Here is a 21,522-nt window from a genome sequence, read left to right on the forward strand (position 1 = left end):
GATCCATCGCGTGTCCGCTAAGGCCTGCGCGGTGCGGGCGGCATGAACATGAACGCGTCGCACAAGGTCAGAGCGAGTTGGAGCACCTCTTGAAGCTGGCCAACTTCCTCAGCCCAAGGCTGCAAAAAAGACCTGGCTGACGCAATGTCTCCGCTCGCGAGCGCGCGGCGCGCGTTCGTGTCCGCCTCGGCATAGGCGTCGGTCGCGAGCATTTTGGACAGCTCCTGCGACACGCCGCCATCGAGGCTCTCCAGGCGAGTTTCGGAAACGTAGTGATCTGGCCGCAGCTCTATCAGGTTTTCTGACTTCGTCAGATCGAATAGCCCGACCTTGCCCAGCATGACCAGAAGCGGGTGATCTCGGGCGAGAGATGACGGAATGATCTGGTAGGTCTTCAACCTTCCAGCTCGGTCTTGAAGAGAAAAGAACGAAATGACTGGCCCGATCCGAAAGCGCGAATTGCGGTGGAGCACCGCAACGTGATGATCGACCTCGGAGTCGGCTTCGAACACGGCACCGCTCTTGGGCCCGGCCTCAATGCCGTTTGCGATCAGGTAGGATGAAAGGCCGGCAACTCGGGCTGTGACGGTGCGTTCATCTAGCCCGTCTACCTCAAATTCGATCTCGCGTCCGATGAATGCGGATAGTCCTTTCGTGTAAGCCCCAATCGTCTTGCCGCTCACGAAGTGAACAATCTCGATCCATAGGCTGTATGGATGATTCGGAAACGGATCGAACGATCGGCGTGACTGCTCTAGCCACTGTTCGGGAGAGCGTCCGAATTGTCCGTTCCAGGCTATGCCCAGACAGCCAGGCTGGGCCTCAATCAAGCTACCGACGACGGCAGTGACGATGCGGGTGCTTTCTATCACCCTGGGCTTCGCGGTTTCCGCCCCTTCGCAGCAGAGCCCGTCATCGAGACGACCAGGTGCGCACGGTGCTTCCCCAGTGCCTGCGATGCCTCCGGCCATCCCGAGGAGGCCTGTTGCCACGCCGATTGATTGATCGGCGTTGGCGCGCGCATCAAAAGGACTCCCGCCAGATGATCGCCGATGCGGATCAGGAGCAGATCGTCGGCTTCCGCATGTGCTGCGGCTGTGCTGATGTCCCAATGCAAGCCTGGATGACGGTCGCGTAGCGTCTCGATGAGGACCTTCTTTTCTGGAAGGCCGGCGCTCTCTAACAAGACAAATGCAAGAGGGTTGGTCATGACAAATCCGCTGCACTCCGACTGGTTGAGGCCCGTCACCTTGTTCATCTTGCGCGTGTCTGGTGTGGCGGACTAGCGCTATTGTTGCATGGAAAGGATCATGCTTTAAAGCCCTTCATCTGAGACGAAGCCACCCGGAGCGCGGGCTATCCGCGAAGCCAAGCATGACCACAACATCCGACCTCACCGCCGTCAAAGCCCTGGTGTTCGACGTGTTCGGCACCGTCGTCGACTGGCGCACCAGCCTGATCACGGACTTCATGTGGTGGGCGAAGGGCCGCGGGATCTCCGCCGACTGGACCGCCTTGGTCGACGGCTGGCGCGGCATGTACATGGCCTCGATGGATGACGTGCGCAAACATCCCGAGCGCGGCTATGTCATGTTAGATGATCTGCATCGCCGCTCGCTGGAAAAGCTGGTCGCGCAATTTTCGATTTCAGGCCTGACCGAAGCCGATCTCGATCACCTCACCAAGGGTTGGCACCGCCTGAACCCTTGGCCCGACAGCGTCGCGGGCCTGACGCGGCTGAAGACGAAATTCGTGATCTCGCCGCTGTCGAACGGCAATGTCGCGCTGCTCACCAACATGGCGAAGTTCGCAGGGCTTCCCTGGGACCTCATCATGTCGGCCGAGCTGTTCGAGCACTACAAGCCCGATCCCGAAACCTATCTCGGCGCCGCGCGCCTGCTGTGCCTCAAGCCGGAAGAGGTGATGATGGTCGCAGCCCATAACGGCGACCTTGCCGCCGCGCAGAAGAACGGGCTGAAGACGGCCTTCGTGGCGCGGCCGACCGAATACGGTCCGCTTGAGAAAGTCGATTTCGAGGCCACCGGCAATTGGGACATCGTCGCCAAGGATTTTGGCGGAATCGCCGACAAGCTCGGGTGCTAGGCCGGCCGCGACGTTGGCCCTCCACCTTGCGGCGGCGTTCCCGTCGCGCTGTGCTTCTTGTTGGTCCTTGCCGCCTGCCAGACCTCGATGAGCAACGCGGGGACAATGCTGTGCGCGGGGCAACGATTCCACGCATCGGCAAAGAATGCGAATCCCGGGTCGGAGGCACGTTGCTGGCGGGCGCCTTCGACTGCTAGCAGCACCAACGTCCGTGACCGCAGCCGGATCAAACCAACGCAGTCTCCATCGCGCACTTCGCGGATCACGCGTGCGGGCGCGCGCAGCGTGCGAAGCAGTGCATCCTGCGGTTCGATCTTCGCCAGATTGTCGCCGCGAAGCACCAGCTCGCGCATCAGATCGATCGACTTTACGATGTTGTCCATCGCAAGCGCAGTTGCATGCGCGCAAGCCATGTCGCCGCGCGAGGCTGCCTCAATTCGATCGAGCGCAGCCTTCAACGCGCCGCTGCGCCTGATCCAGTATGCACGCAGCGGCCAGGCCGACAGCCAGGCCTGCAACGTGCGCGCGGCGGCGTAGGACTCCTCGCTAGCAACATAGTCGGCGAAGAAGAGCCGGCCTATCGCTTGCTGAACAGCGACGCCCATGCTGCGATGTGCGTGCCCGTCGCGGATGTAATTGCCGAGTTCGGCGATCTCCGGCGCGATCCGCTGCAACAGCGGCTCGACATCCGAAAGTGCGGATTCGAGCGCCGCCTGATGCGCCGCGCGGAATGCATCGCGCCGGTCGCGAAACGCCGGCCAGATGTCACCATCACGTGTGCGGAAAACCGCGAGCTTTGCCGCGATCGAGCGATTGAACAGACCGCCGCGGCCGGACAGCGAGCGCGCGACCACGCCCGCATCGTTGACGCGGAGCAGTTCGTCCGGATCGCGCACGAGGGCAAGACGAACGAGGCCCGGAATGGTGATGATGAGGGCCATGACTAGCCTCGCAGCACATTCCAGGGGGCAAAAGCGTTGTTGACGCCCTCGAGCGCCGCGCCGAGCTGCGGCACATGCCGCAGCAGGACCGATTTCATTCCGTTGTGGTTGATCCAGTCCAGACCGAAGTCGGTGTAAACTTCCGGCCGGTAGTCGTCGGTGAAAAAGCGGTCGCTCTTGAGACGCCGCGATGCCATCAGGATGAAGATGCGGAAAGCGGTATCGCTGAAGCCAAAGCCGTCCGGCAGGTCCTCGGCTAACAGCCCCACCATCAGATCAACGCGGTCGACGTCGCCCTTGTAGATCGTGCGCATCTTCTTGGCGGCACCGGGGATGCTGGTGATTTCCTCGAATGTCTTGACGCGCTTCTTGCCGACCAGCTCGCGGAAACGATTGTAGCGCGGCACGCCGCGCTCGCGATCACGCATGATATCGATCGCGGCCACGTCCAGCAGCGGCTGGCCGTCTTTCGTGAACTGGCGCAGGAAGTTGGGATAATTGTGGAGGCGAATGGCGCCGGGATGAGCGGTGCCGAAGGAGTACATCAGGTTGGCGAAGCCGTGAGACTGCATGAACTCGCGGGAGACGCGCCCCTGCATGTTGACCAAGTCGCAAGATTTTGGCTCTGTGGTATCGAGCCGCCGCACATCCATCTTGTCCGGGAGCAACGGGTGCAGGCGGTAGACAGCGGTGAATTCCTCGGTCATCGCGTAGGGCGCGCTGTGCTGGTCCGTCGGAGAGCCGATGATGCCATAGGCGGCCTCGCTGTTCTTGCCGAGCACTGCGCGCAGCACCCGGTATGGTATCCCCGACCAGTTGGCGTGCATGCTGAAATCCAGCGCAGGATGGTCGAGGATGCCTGGCGTCCATTCGACGGTGTGGATCTTGGCGATCAGGGCCGCGTTGATCAGGCGCGCACGCTGGAATAGTTCTTCGTCATTCCAGGCCGGATACCGGGTCTTCAAGCCATCGCAGATGAAATTGTGCTCACGCGCGAAGAGATTGTGGAGCAGGCTGAGCCCGACCCACCAATTGTCATTGAAGCCGGTGAGATCGGCACCCGGATGGACTGGATCGGCTGGGAGCATCCCATCATCGCCGACCCTGATCTTCCCATCGACCCCGGATCGGATCTGCATCTGCCTCGCGCGATCGCTGCCGTAGATCTGCCCGGCGTCCCACCAGTGCGAGTTGAAATTGCGAAATGTCGGTGTGGCGCCGAGCCATGACTCACGCGATGTCTCGTCGCAAACCGTGCGACGAATCTTCATGCAGTCGTCGAGCCGCTCCTTCTTGGGCCATTGGTCGCCCGCTTTCAGCGGGATCTTGAACTCGTTTCCCGGCTCGGGCACCCCATGGCTGAACCAATTATGCGTTTCGAACTGAATCCAGGCGGCGGCCAGCAGATTGAGGCTGGTCGCGGGAATAAATTGGTCCCGCGCCAGCAATTCCGTCGAAATTTCGCGCGGACTGGGTTCGAGCAGATCGTCTACGCCGTCCGGCACGCATTCCGGCAGCGGGAAATTGCGTCCGAACCGGGCGCCCGCCATGCCCATGCGCGGATGGTCGAGGCTGTTGAACGAGCCGTCAGCGGAACGCCACCGGTCATTGCCGGTGCTCCAGCCAGGCGACGTCGCGCCATAGCCGGTATGGTGGAGGTTGTGCTCGCGCAGCCGGTCGCGGAACACCGAAAGATTGGCAGCTCCGAGCAGGGTCGGCAGGTGGTCCCATCTGACAAGGAAGTTGATGGCCCGATAGACAACATCCAGGACCGCCTGGAGCAGGTCACGATGGAAGGCAAAACCATCGTTCTCGCGGGACATTGACGCTCCCAAACTCGATGGCGTGAAATAAACTCAATTTGCAACTAGTAAATGCAGTTCAATAGCACCAAAATAGCCGTTTGCCAACGCGGCTTTCCGGCGGTTGCGGTCGCCCGGGCATGCAATTTTCCCTGTCGACCAAAGGTTTGCTCGGATAGGATAACGTACAGCACGTGGGTGCATCGGGCGACCCGGCTGAATTTGCGTGAGCGCGGCGAAGCTGCGCGACAAAGCGCTTCAATCTCGTGAGAACCAGGCCGGCACCGGCGCCGGCAAGACCGAAAAGCCATCCTAAGTTGCGTGTTTCGCCGTCAAGGGGGTGACGCAGATGGGCAATATGGTTCGCAATTACGACGGCGGGATCACAAGCTCGCCCGCGCAATTGGTGTCACCGCGCTCCGTTGACGAGATTCAATCGATCCTCAGGGATGCCGACCGCTACCCAAGCCCTGTTCGGGCGATGGGCAGCTATCATTCCTTGACGCCTTGCGCGTCCTCCGACGGGACGATCATCGACATGTCCGGGATGAGCCGCATCCACAAGATCGATCCACACAGCATGACGTTCACGGCCGAGGCCGGTCTCCAGTTCATTGCTGCATCGCGGCTATTGCGGGCGATGAACCTCCAGTTTCTGACCAATATCGAGATCGGGAACATGACGCTCGGTGCGGCGGCCTGCTGCCACACCAAGGACGGCCTGGACGGCGGCGAGTTCGGACAGGTCGGCTCGTACATCACAGCGATGAAATGGGTGACGCCCAGCGGCGGGCTGGCGGAAGCATCGGAGGAGAAGGACCCGCATCTGATGTACCTGATGCGCTCCAGTTACGGCCTGTGCGGCGTCATCTACGAGGTGACGTTTCGCATCAAGCCGCTGGAAGCGATCCACTTCAGATATTTGCCGCGCCGGATCGGCGAACTGACCGAGAAGGAAGTGGACGGGATCATCGATGCGTCGCGAGGCCTGATCTGTTGGACGGTCGGACGAAAGGCGTACTTCCAGACGCGACGTCCCATCGACAGGATTGGACCGTTGGGATCGCTGTTCGCCGCCAGCCGCCGTAACCTCTGGAATTTTGCGGAAGCCCGCGTCGGCAGATTCATCGACAGTAGCATCCCGACCAAGCCTCTCAGGGATGCGTTGCTCGACACGTGGTTCATTGGCAACCGGCTGTTGATGTCGTTCTTGCACCTGATCGGCGGAGCGACCTTATACAATCCCGACAAGACGATCGACTACAGCAATACGCGGCCGTCGGCGCGATATGCGTTTACGTTCTGGGCATTTCCGCGCTCTGAATGGCTGCATGTGCTGCGCGATTACGTGGACTTCAGCGAAAAATATTTCAAGGACCATGACTTCCGCTGCAACATGGCGCTCGGCTCCTATTTCATCCGGAAGGATGAGCACTCGTTGCTGTCCTACTCGCATGACGGAGACGTGTTTTCGGTCGACCCCATCCACGCTTATACGGACCGGCCGGCTTGGGACGGGTTTTTGAAGGCGTTCAATGAATTTGCGAGCAAGAGGGGCGGCATTCCCCTGTTGAACCAGAGTCCATTCATCACCAGGGACCACGTCGAGGCAGCGTACGGGACAAGATGGATCGACTTCTCGGCGCATGTGAGAAGGGAAGATCCGCGAGGACGAATGCTGAATCCGTTCTTTGCCGATCTGCTGAGTCCGTGAGGATCGGGCTCGCGATTGAGGCAGCGGGATTGACCAATTACTCGCGTAACGTGTCGTGGACTTCTACCGAGGCAATGGCCAATCTGCGTCACGCTTTCGAAGAGGCAGCGGAGCCAACTCGAGCCGTGACGTCGAACCGGGCAACATGCTTCAGAATTCCGGGATGAGTGATGGATGACCCTCACGACAGAGCAACCGAACGCCGCCAGCTGACAGTTCTGTTCTGCGACGTGGTCGACTCAACAGGCCTGTCCGAGCGCTGTGACATAGAGGATTTGCGAGAGATCCTGCTGGAATTCCAGGCGATAAGCTCGCAATGCATCACTAATGCCGGGGGCAGCGTCGTCAATTATATCGGCGACGGCATTCGTGCGGAATTCGGCTATCCGCTCGCATCGGAGAACGAAGCCGAGAGCGCGGTCCGTGCCGGCCTGGTGTTGTTGCGGGCACTCCACGAACTGAGTGAGCGCGCCATCGCGGAGATCCAGGAACCGCTGCGCGTTCGGATCGGGGTCCATACGGGCGTAGCGGTGATCGGCAAGGCGAGGCTGGGTCACGTGCACGATGCAACCGAGATCGTCGGCGATACGCCCAACATTGCATTCCGGTTGCTGGAGATGGGCGAGCCCAATTCGCTGGTGATCAGCGGTGAGACCAGGCGTCTCCTCCGCGGCAAATTCGCCCTGCAATCGCTCGGTATGTGTTCGCTCAAGGGACTGTCGCGAAAAGTCGAGGTCTTTCTCGTCGAGGGCGAGGCGTTGGAAGATGGCGCTGGCCATCGTGCACGCCGTCGCAATGCCTCGCCCCTGGTGGGCAGGGTCGCTGAAATGGGGCAGCTGCTGCAAGCGTGGGAGCTGGCGCGGACCGGGCAGGGGCGTACGGTGGAGATCACTGGGGAGTCCGGGATCGGAAAATCGCGCCTGGCATTGGAGCTGATCGAAAGGGCCGCGCTGCCCGACGACCTGATTCTGGCGATCCAAGCTTCCGCCCCGCATCAGAGCACGCCGCTTTACCCGATCATCAGGGCACTCGAGCAGCGCATCGGCATCGGCAGGGATGGAGACGCCGACGCGAATTCAGCGCGTCTGCGTGATTTCGTGGCCGCGACGTCCGGCGGCGACGAGGAGCAGTTGACGCTGATCGGCCAGATGCTCGGCTTGGCGGTGCCGGCGGCGTCAGGCGCGATCATTCCCGACGCGCAGGAGCAGCGTCGAAAGACGCGTGATGCGGCGGTGCGGCTGTTGATCTCGCAAACGCGCGGCGAAGCCAGCCTGATCCTGATTGAGGATTTTCACTGGGCCGATCCATCGACAATCGAGATCGTCGAGCGAATTGCCGGCCAGATCGGCGGTACGCGGAATCTCCTAGTGTTCACCAGCCGGGCATCCGTGCTTGGTGACGTGTCGCCGACGATCCTGCGTATAGTGCTTCAGCGCCTCGACGATGAGCACTGCCGCCATCTTGCCGGATCGGTCGTGCGCGACAAACAGCTATCAAGTCAGCTGATCCAGCAGATTGTGGCGCGATCGGACGGTGTGCCGCTGTTCGTGGAGGAGCTGGCGGCGGCGGCCCTCGAAACGGGCCAGGTCGATCCGGGCGTCCGAACGGCTGGCGCCGGCGGACCTTCAGAAGTGCCGTCGGCGCTCTACGACTCTCTGATGCTGCGTCTCGAGCGCCTCGGCAATGCCAAGGCCGTCGCGCAGCTCGCGTCGGTGATTGGCCGAAGCTTTCCGCATCGGCTTCTTGCTGCCGTCGCCGGCGAGCTTCAAGATAGCCTCGAACCGGCTCTCGAGCGGCTGCGAGCGTCTGGGCTGATAGGATTTGAGCGCAACGACGACGAAAAGGTCTACTCCTTCAAGCATGCGCTGGTCCGGGACGTTGCCTATTATTCGCTTCTCAAGAGGCAGAGACGAGAGCTTCACGACCGCGTGGCTGCGGAGATCGAGCTCCATCTGCCGGAGGTTGCCATCACCGAACCCGGCTATCTTGCGCAGCACCTGTCCGAGGCCGGGCGCACCTCCCGCGCGGCACAGATGCGGCTCAAGGCGGCCCAGCAGGCAGCACAACGTTCGGCTAATCTGGAAGCGGTCGCCGAGCTCAACATGGCGCTGGAGGAGATCAGGAAGCTTCCGGCGGGACTTGAACGGGACAATCTGGAGCTGAACGCCCAGATCGCGCTGATCGGGCCCACGATCGCGCTGCAGGGATTCGGCGCCGATGCGGTCGCTGACGTCAGCAGCCGCGCCATCGAGCTCTGCCGTGCCCTCGACAACGATCCGCGCATCTTTCCGGCGCTGTACGCAAGATGGTCTTATTTGCGTGTTGCAAGCAACGTGCGGGAGGCCGGCACGCTGGCGCGGGATTTTCTGACGCTCGCCGAGCAAAAGGGAACGAGGGCCGATCGGATGGTGGGCCACCGGCTGCTCGGCACGTCGCTGCTCGACGGGGAGACCGAGCAGGCGTGCGTCCATCTCGATCGGGCCGCCAAACTCTACGATGCTGCCGCCGACCGAGCGACGGCCGTGACATACGGCACCGACGTGCAGATCACGAGCCTGTCCAACCTGTGCATCTGCTACTGGCTGGTGGGCCGAGTTGCCGACGCGGTCACGCACGGCCGAGAGGCACTTCGACACGCGCAGCAATTGTCGCATGCCCATACCCTCGGTTACGCCTATGCCCACGCCTGCATGCTCTACACGCTGGAGCGGGACGTGCCGACGGTGCGGGAGCTCGCCCAGCGGACGCTCGATGGGGCGATCAGACGGGAGCTGCCGCTCTGGGTCTCGGTGGCACGGACATTTCTCGGTTGGGCCGACGTTGAAAGCGGCCGCCTCACGGAAGGCATCGATCTGCTTGAGAAGCAGCGCGATTTCCTGCAGACGGCGCACCTCGTCTATTGGCTGCCCACTTATCTCTGCTGGTTGGCAGAGGCCTATGTCCGCGCCGACCGTCTGGCAGACGCACGGCGTTGTCTCGATCAGGCGCGTAACGTCTTCGGGCGAGGCGGCAACTACTGGTATGAGGCTGAATGCCTGCGTATCGAAGGGCGATTTGCCGCACATGCGCAGATCAACGACACTTCGCTGGCCGAGCGGAACTTCGAGCTGGCGCTCGCGCTTGCCAAGCGTCGTGGCCAGCACGGATTTGGCCTGCGTGCCGCGGAGGGTCTTGCGCGCCTGCTCGCCGCCAAAGGAGAGACCGAGCGCGCCCGGACGCTCCTGCATCACGAACTGCAATTTTTTGTCGGTCAGCCGGACGGTGGTGATCGTCCGGAGGCCAGCAGGCTGTTGCGCTCCCTCCAGGAGCGGTCGCGCTGATAGCTCAGACCCAGGGTCGATCAGGACATCGGCCGGCGAGACGGTCGGCATCGGCGATATCGCCGCCGCGCAGAAGATCGGGTTGACCGCCTTCGTGGCGCGGCCGACCGAATACGGTCCGCTCAAGAAAGGTCGATTTCGAGGCCACGGGCAAATCGTCGCCAAGGATTTTGGCGGAATCGCCGACAAGCGCGGGTGCTAGGCAGCCTTTCTACGGTTTGACATCCCTCAAGAGAGCGCCTTTCATATCGACGATGTCGATGTGAGGCCGCCCTTGGATACCGAGCTTGCGCGTACATTCCTGACGGTGGTCGCGACGGGCAATTTCATTACGGCCGCCGAGCGGCTTCACGTCAGCCAGTCCACGGTCAGCACGCGGATCCAGAGCCTCGAAGAACTGCTTGGCTGCACGCTGTTCGTGCGCAACAAGGCCGGCGCGGCATTGACGGCAGCCGGGCGCCAATTCCAGCGCCACGCCTCGACCCTGGTGCGCACCGTCGAGCAGGCCCGCCATGATGTCGGCGTTCCCAAGGGCTTTAGCGGGGCGTTGGTGATTGGCGGCCGCATCGGGCTGTGGGAGGAGTTTCTGGTGCTCTGGCTGCCGCGGATGCAGGAGGCCAATCCGCAAATCTCCATCCGCGCCGAGAGCGCGCTGGAGCCGGAGTTGATGCAGGGGCTGGTCGAAGGTCGCATCGACATTGGCGTGATGTATACGCCGCAAAGCCGGCCCGGCCTGAAAGTCGAGCTGCTGATCGAGGAGCAGCTGGTGCTGGTCTCGACCAATCCCAAAAGCGACCCCGAGCTGCAGGAGGGCTACGTCTATGTCGACTGGGGACCAGAGTTCTATGCCCGCCACAGCGCCGTCTTCCCCAATTTCGCAGGACCCGCGCTGACTGCCAATATCGGCTGGCTCGGGCTTCAGCATGTTCTGGCAAACGGCGGCTCCGGCTACTTCGCGCACCGGATCGTCGAACCGCTGCTGAAGGCGCGGCACCTGCACCTGGTGGCCGGCGCGCCGAAGTTCTCCATGCCGGCCTATGTCGTCTATTCGGTCGACCAGTCGGACGACCATGTACAGAGCGCGATCGCGATCATGCGCGACCTCGCCGCCGAGCAAGCGCGGCGCGTGATGGAAACGCCGGCGCGGAGCGCGCGCAAAGGCCGCTGACATCAGGTTCGCAGCGGCCGGACGGTCCTAGCGCCGGCGGTGCAAGCGGGTTTCGGCAACGGCCGTCACCGCGCCGATCGCAAGCATGGCGACGACGGTGTCCGGGGTCGCATCGAAGCCGAATGCAAGGACCGCAGCGGCGACCACCGCGGCAAGCATGCAGAAGGTAAAGCCCTCATCGGCGATCAATTGCCGCGCGCCGCCGACGCGCGTTGCGGGCCTGTCCGTCGAGCGCATGGGGTCGTGCCTACTGGAACAGCTTCATCGCGTTGAGCAGGGTCTGGATGACACCCGCAAGCAAGGGGATGCCTGCAAAGCTCCAGGCCAGCGCCAATTGCAGCGGCGTGGTTTTTACGGTCTGGGCATGATGCATGATAATGTCACGCTCCCGAGGGGTTGTTGCTCGCCGCGGCGGCGGCAGCGATCTCGCTGGCGCGATGGGACGGCTTGATCGCCGCCATCTGGGACACCCGATAGGTGATCCAGCTCAGCAGCAACTGGGAGAATGACGCTTCGCTTCGCGATGTCGTTGTCATGGTCGCTCCTTCTGTTCCGCTGCGGCTCAAGCACGCGCCGGCTCGAGACCTGCGTTGTCGTCTTTCATGTGATGGCGCTTGTCGACGGCACGGACGCAGAGGTTGGCGAGGAAGCCGACCACGAGCAGTCCGGCCATGATGTACATTGTGGTGTTGTAGGCCTGCGCCTTCGGCACGCCGTGGGTGACGTTGTATTCGCGGATGTAGTTGATCAGCACCGGCCCGGCGATGCCCGCCATCGACCATGCGGTGAGCAGGATGCCGTGGATGGCGCCGACATAGCGGGTGCCGAACATGTCGCGCAGATAGGCCGGCACCGTGGAAAATCCGCCGCCATACATGCTGACGATGATCAGGAAGCACAGCACGAACAGCACGACATTGCCGCTCGCGCCGGCATAGGGCACCGTGACGTAAAGCGCGAAGCCGAGCACCATGTAGACGAAATAGGTGTTCTTGCGTCCGATGAAGTCGGACAACGAAGCCCAGCTGAAGCGTCCGCCCATGTTGAACAGGCTCATCAGGCCGACGAGACCCGCGGCCGCCACCGCGGTGATATGTCCCGGGAACATCTCCTGGCTCATCGCCGAGGCCTGCCCGAGCACGCCGATGCCGGCCGTGGTGTTGCAGAACAGCACGATCCAGATCAGCCAGAACTGCGGCGTCTTGATCGCCTGATAGACGAACACGTCGTTCTTGGTCATCAGCTTGGTCGCGGTTGTAGGCGGCACGTAACCTTCCGGTTTCCAGCCCGGCGCAGGCACGCGCACGATTGCGGAGCCGACCATCATGAAGACGAAATAGACGCAGCCGAGCGTGATGAAGGCGCCGAGCGCGCCGACGTCGGTCGCGCTGGCGAACTTGCTCATCAGCCAGACCGAGAAGGGGGAGGCGATCAGTGCGCCGCCGCCAAAGCCCATGATGGCCATCCCCGTCGCCATGCCTGGCCGGTCAGGAAACCACTTCATCAGCGTCGAAACCGGCGAGATGTAGCCGATGCCAAGTGCACAGCCGCCGACGACGCCGTAGCCGAGATAGATGATCCAGAGATTGTGCAGAGAGACGCCGAGTGCCGAGATCAGGAACGCGCTCGCCCAGGCGACGCCGGCGGTGAACATCGCGCGCCGCGGGCCGCCTTCCTCGACCCAGCGTCCGAACACCGCGGCCGACAGTCCGAGGAACACCATCGCAATGGAAAAGATCCAGCCGAGCTCGGTCAGTTTCCAGTCGCCGGGCGCCGATTGCGTGACGCCGATCAGCTTGGTCATCGGCAGGTTGAAGACGCTGAAGGCGTAGGCCTGCCCGATACAGAGGTGCACGCAAAGCGCCGCGGGCGGCACCATCCATCGGCTATAGCCCGGCCTTGCGATCGTATGCTCGCGATCGAGGAACCGCAGTAGCGAGCGTGCAGGCATTCCCGATGCGTCGAGCGTCGTCGTCATCTTCATCCTCCTTGTGCTTCGCCATTTTTGGTGGCGGCCGTTCGGCCGCGGGCGATAGCCGCTCTGCGTAAGCTACGCAGGAGGACGATTTTGACAAACGAATAATATTGGCCGATTAAATCGGAATCTTAGATACCAAAGGCGAAGTGGGCGCTTTGAGACGGGAAGCAAAAAGTCCGGGCGGCAGGCGCTGCCCGGACTTTGACGATCTACAGAGTCATCTGCATCGGTTCGGGATAATAGTGGAATCCCTCACCGGCCTTGGCAACATGGCCATAGCCCGGCCAGGCGAAGTGATAGGACATCACCGGCACCTTGTTTGCCGCGAGCATGGTCAGCAGCTTGACGCGTGACTCGGCCGCCTGCTTGGGATCGGTGTCGTAGGAGAATTCCATTCGCGGCCGCTCCAGCAGCAGCACCGAATGGTGCGAGAGGTCGCCCATGAAGGCGAAGGACTTGCCGGCGGACGAGACCATGAAGATGGTATGGCCGACGGTATGGCCGGGCGCCGCGATCGCCTGCACGCCTGGCAGGAATTCCTGGCCGTCCTTGAAGAACACGATGCGGTCGCGCACCGGCAGCAGGTTCTTGCGGGCGTGAACGACGAAATCCTTGGCGTCGCTGCCGAGCTTGCCTTCGTCGGTCCAGAAGTCGAAATCGGTCTGCGAGATGTAGATCTGCGCGTTCGGAAACAGCGGCTTGCCGCCGTCGTCCACGATGCCCCCGATGTGGTCGATATGGGCATGCGAACAGACCACCGCATCGATGTCCCCGGGCTTGATGCCGGCCTCGGTCATGCTCTTCTGTTGCCGCCCAGTGGTAGCGCCGAACATCTTCGAGCTGCCCATGCCCGTATCGAACAGGATGAGCTTGTCGCCGGTGTTGACGATCGGCGAGTTCTGTTCGAGCACGACATTGTCCGGCGACAGGAAATTGTCTGCCAGCATCTTCTTCACCTCTTCCTTGGGAACGCCGGTGAAGGTGCCGGAGGGATCGCCGAGCGGAAGCGGTCCGTCGGAGACGATGGTGACTTCGGCATCGCCGAGAACGAAGCGGTGCCAGTAGGGCGTCTGGGTGCCGAGCTTGGGAGCGCGCGCCATCGCGCTGCTGCCGAGCATTGCGCTGGCTCCAAGGCCGGCCCCAAGGGCCAACAAGGACCGACGTGAGACATCGATTGTCATGCGTTTCCTCCGCTTTTGTCTTTTGTTTTGCGCAATTGTTTGCGCGTTACATTCGGCCTGCGCCGATCGCCTCGCGTCAGCACGATCGGATCGTACGGCCGAATGCAGTCAATGATTGTGTCGCGATTGTGTCTCTTGACTGCGCGTTGTAGCGGGACCGCAAGTTTCTTCGTCGCGAATGCCGTCTCACGCAATCCTCGGCACCAAGTCAGTGCGCTCCGTTTCGGCAAAGCCTGCCTGCAAAACCTCTTCGCGCTTATGGCGCAGATGCGCGCGCAGGATATGGGCGAGGCCGACGCCGTCCCGCCTCTGCAGTGCGTTCAGGATGGCATCGTGCTCCTGCACGGCGACCGCCCATCGCTCGGGCGTCATCGGCGTGACATAACGCGCGCGGCGGATGCGCGCAGTCACGGACGTATACAGCCCCGCCAGCACCGGGTTTCCGGCCGCAGCGACGATGGCTTCGTGAATGGCGCGGTTGCCGCGATAGTACTGGATCAGATCGCGCTCGCGATAGTGCCGCACCATGTTCGCGTGCACCGCGGCGATCGCGTCGATCTCGGCATCGGTGATGCGTTCGCAGGCGAGCTCGCCGGCGAGCGCCTCGAGGCCCTGGCAGACCTCGAACAGGTCGCGCATGTCCTTGTCGGTCAGTTTCGCCGCGCGCGAGCCGCGGTGGGGCAGGAGCTGCACGAGCCCTTCGGCGGCGAGCACCTTGAGCGCCTCGCGTAGCGGCGTGCGCGATATCTGCAGCCGTTCGCACAACTCGCGCTCGGGAATCCGTGCGCCCGGCGGGATCTCTCCGTCGAGCAGGATGGCCCGGATGCGGCCGACGACGTCCTCATGCAGCATGGGTCTGAAGTCCATTTGAATGCAAAAATGAAGATATAGGTGGTTTAAGGTAAGTTCCAGCTTGTAAACCGACAATTTTGCATTCAAAAATGTAGAAAAGCAGAAGGACATGAGGAAATGGACCAGCAGGTGGGGGTGGAAGACCTCTTTTTCGAGCGTCAGGACGGTATCGGGCGCATCACCTTCAACCGCCCGCAGGCGCGCAACGCCTTCACCTTCGCGATGTACGAGCGGCTTGCCGCGATCTGCGAGGAGATCAACGACGATCATGCGATCAAGGTGCTGGTGCTGCGCGGGGCCGGCGACAAGGCGTTTGCCGCGGGCACCGACATCAATCAGTTCCGCGATTTCAAGTCGCCGCAGGACGCGATCGACTACGAGAACCGCATCGATCGGGTCCTGACCACGCTCGAGCAATGCCGCGTGCCGACGATCGCGGCAATCAACGGGTTCTGCACCGGCGGCGGCGCGGGCATCGCCGCGGCCTGTGACCTCCGCATTGGCACCCAAAGCGCAAAAATCGGCTTTCCCATTGCCCGCACGCTCGGCAATTGCCTGTCGATGTCCAATGTCAGTCGTCTCACCGCGCTGATCGGTGCTGCCCGCGTCAAGGATCTGATCTTCACGGCGCGCCTCGTCGACGCCACGGAGGCCGCCAGTGTCGGTCTGCTCGGCGAGGTCGTCGAGGATCTCGCCGCGCTCGACAGGCGCGCGGACGAGGTTGCCCGATTGCTCGCCAGCCACGCGCCGCTGACGCTGAATGCGACAAAGCAGGCAGTGGCGCGCCTGCAAAGGCCGCTGACGCCGGACGAGGGCGAAGACCTCATCCTGATGTGCTACACGAGCCAGGATTTTCGCGAAGGCCTCGATGCTTTCCTCACCAAGCGCGCGCCGCAATGGCGCGGCCGATAGGACGCCCCGATGCAAAGCGATCGCTCGCAATCAACCTCCCGCCGTTCGGGGCCGCTCGCCGGCCTCAAGGTCATCGATCTCACCCATGTCATGGCGGGGCCGACCTGCACCTTGATGCTGGCCGACATGGGCGCCGACGTCATCAAGATCGAGAAGTCGCCGAACGGTGACGACACCCGCCATTCGGTGCCGCCGAAGATCGGTGACGAGGCGGCCTCGTTCCTGATGATGAACCGCAACAAGCGCGGCATCGTGCTCGATCTGAAGACCGATGGCGGCAAACAGGTCTTGCGGCGGCTGATCGCGGGCGCCGACGTGCTGGTCGAGAACTTTGCGCCGGGCGCCATGGAGCGCCTCGGCTTTGGCTACGAAGACCTGCACAAGCAGTATCCAACGCTGATCTATTGCTCGCTGTCGGGCTTCGGCCGCACCGGACCCTACAAGCACCGCCGCGGCTTCGATCTGGTCGCCCAGGCCATGAGCGGCATCATGAGCTTTACCGGCGAACGTCCCGATGGTCCGCCCGTGAAATGCGGCCCGCCGCTGTCCGACATCACCGCCGGCCTGCTGGCGAGCATGGGCATCCTCGCGGCCTACACGCACCGTCTCAAGACCGGCGAAGGGCAGTGGGTAGAGACCTCGCTCTATGAGGCCGCGCTGGTGCAGACCTACTGGCAGTCGACCATCGCGCTGGCTGCGGGTACCGCACCGCGCGCCATGGGCTCGGCCCATCCGCTCAACGCGCCCTATCAGGCCTTCGAGGCCTCGGACGGCTGGCTGGTGGTCGGCGGCGCCAACAAGAAGCACTGGCTGTTGATGCTGGAGGCCCTTGGCGCGAGCGAGCTCGCTGCCGATCCGCGTTTCATCAACGGGGCTGACCGCATGGCCAATCTGAAGGAGCTCGAAGCCGTCCTGAGCGCGCGCTTCCGCACCCGCACGCGGGCGCACTGGCTGGCGGCACTAGACGAGAAGGGCGTGCCGTGCGGACCCGTGCACGACATGCTGGAGGCGCTTCGCGATCCGCAGACGCTGGCGCGCGAGATGGTCGTCGAGGTCGAGCATTCCACGCTCGGTCCCGTGAAGACGATCGGCTTGCCGGTCAAGTTTTCGGAGACCCCAGGCAAAGTCCGCACGGGCGCGCCGGTCTACGGTGAGCATACAAGCGAGGTGCTGGTCGAGCACGGGTTCGACCAGAAGCAGATCGAAGCGCTCGAACAAGAAGGCGCAATCGTCCTGGCATCAGGAAGACGCGAGGAACGCGTCGCCTGACCGGACGTCGAAAACAACAAGTGACAAAAAATCAGCTGGAGGAAATCATGGGTCGGACGTCAACACTTCTGCTCTCCGCCGCCGCAACCGTGCTCGCCGGTACGATGCCGGCGCTCAGCGCCTGGCAGCCGCAAAAGCCGATCGAGTTCGTGGCGACCGCCGGGCCCGGCGGCGGCACGGACAATCTCGCGCGCGCCGTGCAGAACATCATCACCAAGCACAAGCTGGTGGAGCAGCCGATCGTCGTCGTCAACAAGGGGGGCGGCAGCGGCGCGGAAGGCTATGTCTACGGCAAGGCGTCCGCCGGCGATCCCTACAAGGTGATCTTCGGCACGTCGAATGCCTGGCAGCAGCCGCTCGTCTCCAAGGTTGCCTTCAACTACACCGATCTCACTGCGATCGCGGCGATGGCGCAGGACGAATTCCTGCTCTGGGTCAAGCAGGACGCGCCCTACAAGACGGCGGGCGACTACCTGAAGGCGGCCGCATCGGGCGAATTCAAGATGGGCGGCGCCCAGTCAAAGGACACCGACGAGGTGCTGACCCGCATGATCGAGAAGGCCGGCCACATCAAGCTGACCTACATCCCTTTCAAGAGCGGCGCAGAGACCGCCGTGCAGCTGGCCGGCGGACACCTCGACTCCCACGTCAACAACCCCAGCGAAAGTCTTGGGCAATGGCGCGGTGGAACGCAACGGCCGCTTTGCGTTTTCAGCCCGAAGCGGCTGCCGCAGGGCGCCAAGGTCACCGCGACCGAAGGCTGGGGCGACGTTCCGACCTGCGTCGAGCAGGGCCTCGACATCAAGCAGTACGAGCAGCCGCGGACAGTGTGGCTCCCGGGCAAGGTCACGCCGGACCAGGCCGCGTTCTATGTTGACCTGATGAAGAAGGTGCAGGCGACGCCGGACTGGAAGGACTACATCGAGAAAACCTCCCAGGTCGACACGTTCCTGACTGGCGCCGAGCTCGACAAGTTCATCAAGGAGGACCTCGAGCACGTCAAGCAAGTCGCGGGCGAGCAGGGCTGGTTGGTCAAGTAGACGGGACTCTTGCATGGGTGGTGACCACGTGGGCAGGCCTTCCAGCTACATCTCGGCGTTCGTGCCAAAAACTCCGCCGTCGTCCCGGCGAAGGCTGGGAAAAGCACGCGCGTTCTGCACGACCAGCCGCCGCTCGCCGACTGACCGGAGCCCCTGATGATATCGCGCCGCGCTCTCGAACTTGCGACCGCCGTTCTCACCGGCAGCTTCGGTCTGACCGTCGTCGTCTCCAGCCTCGATAACGGTATCGGCTGGTCGAGCGCGGGTGTGGAGGCCGGGACGTTTCCGTTCCTGACCGGGATCATCATCGTACTCGGGAGCCTCTACAACCTGGTTCGAGGTGTCGTGCCGGCCGCGACGCTCGCCAGCGTCCCAATTGCCATCACATCGATCGAGCTGCGCCGGCTTGCCGGCCTGTTCGTGCCGGCCGCGATTTTCGTGGCTGCGATCCCGTTGGCCGGGATGTACGTCGCCTCGGCCCTGTACATCTTCGCGGTGCTGGCGATCCCCAGACGACAATCCGTGCCGCGCGCGCTTGGCATGGCGGCGGCGACAGCGCTCGCGCTCTACGTCGTGTTCGAGCGCATGTTCCAGGTGAGCTTGCCGCACGGCGCGCTCGCCGCGGCGTTCGGCTTCTGACGGAGAGGTCGATGGACAATCTTGGGGAACTCCTGCACGGCTTCAGCATCGCGATCACGCTGCCGCATCTGGCGCTGATGGTGATCGGCGTGCTGCTCGGCATTCTCGTCGGCGTGCTGCCTGGGTTGGGTGCTCCGAACGGGGTGTCGCTGCTGCTGCCGCTGACCTTCGGCATGCAGCCGGTCTCTGCCATCATCCTGCTCTCCAGCATGTATTGGGGCGCGTTGTTCGGGGGGTCCGTGACCTCGATCCTGTTCAACATTCCGGGCGAGCCGTCGTCTGTCGCCACCACCTTCGACGGATATCCGATGGCGCGCGACGGACGGCCGACGACGGCGCTCGCCACCGCCTTCGGCTCGGCGGCGTTCGGCGCGCTGATCGGCGTTATCCTGATCACCTTCCTCGCATCGTGGGTGGCGCAGGTCGCACTCGCCTTCGGGCCGGCGGAATATTTTGCGGTCTATTTCCTGGCCTTCGCCAGCTTCGTCGGCATGGGCGGGGCGGCCCCGATCAAGACCATCGTCGCGCTGGCGATCGGCTTTGCGATCGCGGCTATCGGCATCGACACCGTCTCCGGCAGCGTGCGCCTCACGATGGGTGTCGACGAGCTGGTCAAGGGCGTCAACTTCGTCGTCGCGGTGATGGGCCTGTTCGGCATCGGCGAGCTGCTCGTCGCCGTCGAAGAGGAGTTCCATGCCCGTGCGGTCTCGTCGAAGATTGAGTGGCGCGAGGTGTTTCGCGCGATCGGCCGCCTGCCGCGGCATAGTGTTGCGCTGCTGCGCAGCGCTGCGATCGGATGCTGGATGGGCATCACGCCTGGCGGCCCGACTGCGGCGTCTTTCATGAGCTATGGCATCGCCCGACGCTTCTCGCGCCGTGGCCGATACTTCGGCACCGGAGAGGTTGAAGGCATCATCTCGCCGGAGACGGCCGATCATGCGGCCGGCACCAGCGCGCTTCTGCCCATGCTCTCGCTCGGCATTCCCGGCTCGGCCACTGCGGCCGTCATGATGGGCGGGCTGATGATCTGGGGTCTCAATCCCGGACCGATGCTGTTCGTCGACCAGAAGGACTTTGTCTGGGGCCTGATTGCCTCGATGTATGTCGGCAACATCGTCGCCGTCGCGCTGGTGCTGCTGACCGTCCCGGTGTTCGCGGCCTTGATGCGGATTCCCTTCGTGATCATCGCGCCGCTGATCGTGATCATCTGCGTCGTCGGCGCCTATTCGGTGTCGAACTCCTATCTCGACGTCGTCATGATGCTCGGCTTCGGCATCGTCGGCTATCTCTTCAAGAAGCTGTTCTATCCGCTGGCGCCGCTCGTGCTCGCGATCGTCATCGGCGACAAGGCCGAGGACGCGTTCCGGCAGTCGATGCTGATGTCCAAGGGATCGCTCGGGATATTCTTCGCCAACAAGCTGGTGACGTGCCTGATCGTGGCCGGCATCGCGCTGTTGCTGCTTCCGCTCGTGCTGCAGTTGCCGCGTCTCTGGCGCAAACCCGCATCTGCCGCGACCGAGACAACGGCTCAAGAGACCGCTCGTGAGAAGGTGACCATATGACCGCAAAGCCGCTCATTGCATTGGCAATGGGAGATCCTGCCGGCATCAGCCCGGAGCTGACCGCAAAGCTCGTGGTGCAGGACGATATCCGCGCCTGCAGCCGGATTGTCGTGATCGGCGACCGCCGCATCTTCGACGAGGGCGCGCGCGTTGCCGGCGTCAAGCCGGAGCTGACAACAGTGGAGCAGGGAGCCGATCTGCGCGCGGCGAAGGGCGAGACGCTATTCGTGGATCTCGGGCACCTCGATGCCGGCGACGTCCAGCAGGGAACTGTGAGCCTTGCCGGCGGCAGATTCGCGCTTGCCAACTACAAGCATGCGCTCGAACTCGGCCGCGACGGTCGGGTCGATGCCGTCTGCTTCACGCCGTTCAACAAGCAGGCGATGCGGCTGGCTCGGGCCGAGTATGACGACGAGATCGCGTTCTCCGCCGAAGTGGTCGGACTCAAAACTCCCGCAAGCGAATTCAATGTGCTGGACCGGCTCTGGAACGCCCGCGTGACGTCCCACATCCCGCTCAAGGACGTCGCCGCGCTGTTGTCCGGCGAACGTATTCATCGCGCGCTCAAGCTGACTGATGCCTGCATGCGCAATGCCGGCTTCGCCCGGCCGCGCATCGCGGTCGCCGGGCTCAATCCGCATGCCGGCGACGGCGGCAATTTCGGCCGCGAGGAGATCGATGTCATTGCGCCCGTGGTCGCGGCCGGCCAGCGCGAGGGCATTGCCGCCGAGGGGCCGTTCCCGGCCGACACGGTGTTCCTGCGCGCCAAGGGTGGGGCCTTCGATGCCGTGCTGACGATGTATCACGACCAGGGCCAGATCGCGATGAAGCTGATGGGCTTTGATCGCGGCGTAACCCTGCTCGGCGGCTTTCCGTTCCCGATCTGCACGCCAGCCCACGGCACCGCCTACGACATCGCCGGCCAAGGCATTGCATCAGTCGGTGCCAGCCGCGCCGCGGTGTTGCTCGCCGCGGAGATGGCCGTGCGTCGCGTCGCCTGATTTCTCCGACGGGGAGGTGGGCGCCTGCTTGTGTCTGCGG

20 protein-coding genes and 1 pseudogene are annotated in these 21,522 nt (G+C 63.1%); 11 read left to right on the forward strand and 10 right to left on the reverse strand.

Translation table 11 applies throughout. The features are described 5' to 3' along the window. Positions 1-17: 17 nt before the first annotated feature. Positions 18-872: a hypothetical protein gene (locus GWG67_RS24735; RefSeq protein ID WP_275171955.1), complete on the reverse strand. Its 855-nt coding sequence runs from the start codon at positions 870-872 to the stop codon at positions 18-20. Then, a complete protein-coding gene (locus GWG67_RS24740) occupies positions 869-1,258 on the reverse strand; it encodes a hypothetical protein (RefSeq protein ID WP_275171956.1) in 390 nt (129 codons plus the stop codon). Before GWG67_RS24740 ends, GWG67_RS24735 begins: the two co-directional genes overlap by 4 nt. Before the next feature lie 116 nt (positions 1,259-1,374). Here GWG67_RS24740 and GWG67_RS24745 point away from each other — a divergent pair, with 116 nt between their 5' ends. Beyond that, positions 1,375-2,103 carry a haloacid dehalogenase type II gene (locus GWG67_RS24745; RefSeq protein WP_275171957.1) on the forward strand — a complete coding sequence of 243 codons (729 nt, stop codon included), beginning with the start codon at positions 1,375-1,377 and terminating at the stop codon, positions 2,101-2,103. Here the strand turns inward: GWG67_RS24745 and GWG67_RS24750 are convergent. Continuing rightward, on the reverse strand, positions 2,100-3,044 hold the full coding sequence (locus GWG67_RS24750) for a hypothetical protein (protein ID WP_275171958.1): 945 nt from the start codon (positions 3,042-3,044) through the stop codon (positions 2,100-2,102). The two genes, GWG67_RS24745 and GWG67_RS24750, sit on opposite strands and share 4 nt — an antisense overlap. Positions 3,045-3,046: 2 nt before the next feature. Continuing rightward, entirely contained in the window at positions 3,047-4,867 is a 1,821-nt protein-coding gene (locus GWG67_RS24755; protein WP_275171959.1) for a peroxidase family protein, read from the reverse strand. 328 nt (positions 4,868-5,195) lie between these two features. Between GWG67_RS24755 and GWG67_RS24760 the strand changes: the two genes are divergently transcribed. The 4 genes and pseudogenes from GWG67_RS24760 (at position 5,196) to GWG67_RS24775 (ending at position 11,048) form a co-directional block, all read left to right on the forward strand. Further along, positions 5,196-6,560, forward strand: coding sequence for an FAD-binding protein (locus GWG67_RS24760; RefSeq protein ID WP_275171960.1), 1,365 nt, complete (start codon positions 5,196-5,198; stop codon positions 6,558-6,560). 170 nt (positions 6,561-6,730) lie between these two features. After that, on the forward strand, positions 6,731-9,880 hold the full coding sequence (locus tag GWG67_RS24765; protein WP_275171961.1) for an adenylate/guanylate cyclase domain-containing protein: 3,150 nt from the start codon (positions 6,731-6,733) through the stop codon (positions 9,878-9,880). Positions 9,881-9,932: 52 nt separating this feature from the next. Then, a pseudogene (locus GWG67_RS24770) lies at positions 9,933-10,082 on the forward strand (haloacid dehalogenase type II); the annotation flags it as partial. A gap of 72 nt (positions 10,083-10,154) precedes the next feature. Further along, the gene (locus GWG67_RS24775) at positions 10,155-11,048 is read left to right on the forward strand and encodes a LysR family transcriptional regulator (protein ID WP_275171962.1); all 894 of its coding nucleotides are present in this window, start codon (positions 10,155-10,157) and stop codon (positions 11,046-11,048) included. A gap of 27 nt (positions 11,049-11,075) precedes the next feature. Here the strand turns inward: GWG67_RS24775 and GWG67_RS24780 are convergent, their stop codons facing one another. The 6 genes from GWG67_RS24780 to GWG67_RS24805 all read right to left on the reverse strand — a co-directional run bounded on the left by GWG67_RS24780 (position 11,076) and on the right by GWG67_RS24805 (position 15,059). Continuing rightward, on the reverse strand, positions 11,076-11,285 hold the full coding sequence (locus GWG67_RS24780; RefSeq protein WP_275171963.1) for a hypothetical protein: 210 nt from the start codon (positions 11,283-11,285) through the stop codon (positions 11,076-11,078). Between the two features lie 10 nt (positions 11,286-11,295). Then, positions 11,296-11,421 carry a hypothetical protein gene (locus GWG67_RS24785; protein ID WP_275171964.1) on the reverse strand — a complete coding sequence of 42 codons (126 nt, stop codon included), beginning with the start codon at positions 11,419-11,421 and terminating at the stop codon, positions 11,296-11,298. A 7-nt stretch (positions 11,422-11,428) separates the two neighbouring features. Beyond that, the gene (locus tag GWG67_RS24790; protein WP_275171965.1) at positions 11,429-11,584 is read right to left on the reverse strand and encodes a hypothetical protein; all 156 of its coding nucleotides are present in this window, start codon (positions 11,582-11,584) and stop codon (positions 11,429-11,431) included. A gap of 26 nt (positions 11,585-11,610) precedes the next feature. Continuing rightward, on the reverse strand, positions 11,611-13,026 hold the full coding sequence (locus GWG67_RS24795) for an OFA family MFS transporter (protein WP_275171966.1): 1,416 nt from the start codon (positions 13,024-13,026) through the stop codon (positions 11,611-11,613). Positions 13,027-13,235: 209 nt separating this feature from the next. Further along, a complete protein-coding gene (locus GWG67_RS24800) occupies positions 13,236-14,207 on the reverse strand; it encodes an MBL fold metallo-hydrolase (protein WP_275171967.1) in 972 nt (323 codons plus the stop codon). A gap of 186 nt (positions 14,208-14,393) precedes the next feature. Further along, positions 14,394-15,059, reverse strand: a complete 666-nt coding sequence (locus GWG67_RS24805; RefSeq protein WP_275171968.1) for a GntR family transcriptional regulator — start codon at positions 15,057-15,059, stop codon at positions 14,394-14,396. 117 nt (positions 15,060-15,176) lie between these two features. Between GWG67_RS24805 and GWG67_RS24810 the strand changes: the two genes are divergently transcribed. The 6 genes from GWG67_RS24810 (at position 15,177) to GWG67_RS24835 (ending at position 21,482) form a co-directional block, all read left to right on the forward strand. Next, positions 15,177-15,971: an enoyl-CoA hydratase/isomerase family protein gene (locus GWG67_RS24810; protein ID WP_275171969.1), complete on the forward strand. Its 795-nt coding sequence runs from the start codon at positions 15,177-15,179 to the stop codon at positions 15,969-15,971. A gap of 9 nt (positions 15,972-15,980) precedes the next feature. Further along, complete coding sequence (locus tag GWG67_RS24815) at positions 15,981-17,240, forward strand: CaiB/BaiF CoA-transferase family protein (protein WP_275171970.1); 1,260 nt, start codon at positions 15,981-15,983, stop codon at positions 17,238-17,240. A gap of 47 nt (positions 17,241-17,287) precedes the next feature. Continuing rightward, a complete protein-coding gene (locus GWG67_RS24820) occupies positions 17,288-18,280 on the forward strand; it encodes a tripartite tricarboxylate transporter substrate binding protein (protein ID WP_275171971.1) in 993 nt (330 codons plus the stop codon). Positions 18,281-18,436: 156 nt separating this feature from the next. Beyond that, positions 18,437-18,919: a tripartite tricarboxylate transporter TctB family protein gene (locus GWG67_RS24825; RefSeq protein ID WP_275171972.1), complete on the forward strand. Its 483-nt coding sequence runs from the start codon at positions 18,437-18,439 to the stop codon at positions 18,917-18,919. Between the two features lie 11 nt (positions 18,920-18,930). Continuing rightward, the gene (locus GWG67_RS24830; protein ID WP_275171973.1) at positions 18,931-20,481 is read left to right on the forward strand and encodes a tripartite tricarboxylate transporter permease; all 1,551 of its coding nucleotides are present in this window, start codon (positions 18,931-18,933) and stop codon (positions 20,479-20,481) included. Next, complete coding sequence (locus GWG67_RS24835) at positions 20,478-21,482, forward strand: 4-hydroxythreonine-4-phosphate dehydrogenase PdxA (RefSeq protein ID WP_275171974.1); 1,005 nt, start codon at positions 20,478-20,480, stop codon at positions 21,480-21,482. The genes GWG67_RS24830 and GWG67_RS24835 overlap by 4 nt, the downstream gene beginning before the upstream one ends. Positions 21,483-21,522: the final 40 nt, after the last annotated feature.

The organism is Bradyrhizobium sp. CSS354 (assembly GCF_029051725.1).
GTDB lineage: Bacteria > Pseudomonadota > Alphaproteobacteria > Rhizobiales > Xanthobacteraceae > Bradyrhizobium.

Bases quoted from the DNA above. Each gene is read 5' to 3' on its own strand.
- GWG67_RS24740 (WP_275171956.1), bottom strand. From the start codon at position 1,258: ATGAACAAGGTGACGGGCCTCAACCAGTCGGAGTGCAGCGGATTTGTC.
- GWG67_RS24745 (WP_275171957.1), top strand. From the start codon at position 1,375: ATGACCACAACATCCGACCTCACCGCCGTCAAAGCCCTGGTGTTCGAC.
- GWG67_RS24750 (WP_275171958.1), bottom strand. From the start codon at position 3,044: ATGGCCCTCATCATCACCATTCCGGGCCTCGTTCGTCTTGCCCTCGTG.
- GWG67_RS24755 (WP_275171959.1), bottom strand. From the start codon at position 4,867: ATGTCCCGCGAGAACGATGGTTTTGCCTTCCATCGTGACCTGCTCCAG.
- GWG67_RS24760 (WP_275171960.1), top strand. From the start codon at position 5,196: ATGGGCAATATGGTTCGCAATTACGACGGCGGGATCACAAGCTCGCCC.
- GWG67_RS24765 (WP_275171961.1), top strand. From the start codon at position 6,731: ATGGATGACCCTCACGACAGAGCAACCGAACGCCGCCAGCTGACAGTT.
- GWG67_RS24780 (WP_275171963.1), bottom strand. From the start codon at position 11,285: ATGCGCTCGACGGACAGGCCCGCAACGCGCGTCGGCGGCGCGCGGCAA.
- GWG67_RS24785 (WP_275171964.1), bottom strand. From the start codon at position 11,421: ATGCATCATGCCCAGACCGTAAAAACCACGCCGCTGCAATTGGCGCTG.
- GWG67_RS24790 (WP_275171965.1), bottom strand. From the start codon at position 11,584: ATGACAACGACATCGCGAAGCGAAGCGTCATTCTCCCAGTTGCTGCTG.
- GWG67_RS24795 (WP_275171966.1), bottom strand. From the start codon at position 13,026: ATGACGACGACGCTCGACGCATCGGGAATGCCTGCACGCTCGCTACTG.
- GWG67_RS24800 (WP_275171967.1), bottom strand. From the start codon at position 14,207: ATGACAATCGATGTCTCACGTCGGTCCTTGTTGGCCCTTGGGGCCGGC.
- GWG67_RS24805 (WP_275171968.1), bottom strand. From the start codon at position 15,059: ATGCTGCATGAGGACGTCGTCGGCCGCATCCGGGCCATCCTGCTCGAC.
- GWG67_RS24810 (WP_275171969.1), top strand. From the start codon at position 15,177: ATGGACCAGCAGGTGGGGGTGGAAGACCTCTTTTTCGAGCGTCAGGAC.
- GWG67_RS24815 (WP_275171970.1), top strand. From the start codon at position 15,981: ATGCAAAGCGATCGCTCGCAATCAACCTCCCGCCGTTCGGGGCCGCTC.
- GWG67_RS24820 (WP_275171971.1), top strand. From the start codon at position 17,288: ATGGGTCGGACGTCAACACTTCTGCTCTCCGCCGCCGCAACCGTGCTC.
- GWG67_RS24825 (WP_275171972.1), top strand. From the start codon at position 18,437: ATGATATCGCGCCGCGCTCTCGAACTTGCGACCGCCGTTCTCACCGGC.
- GWG67_RS24830 (WP_275171973.1), top strand. From the start codon at position 18,931: ATGGACAATCTTGGGGAACTCCTGCACGGCTTCAGCATCGCGATCACG.
- GWG67_RS24835 (WP_275171974.1), top strand. From the start codon at position 20,478: ATGACCGCAAAGCCGCTCATTGCATTGGCAATGGGAGATCCTGCCGGC.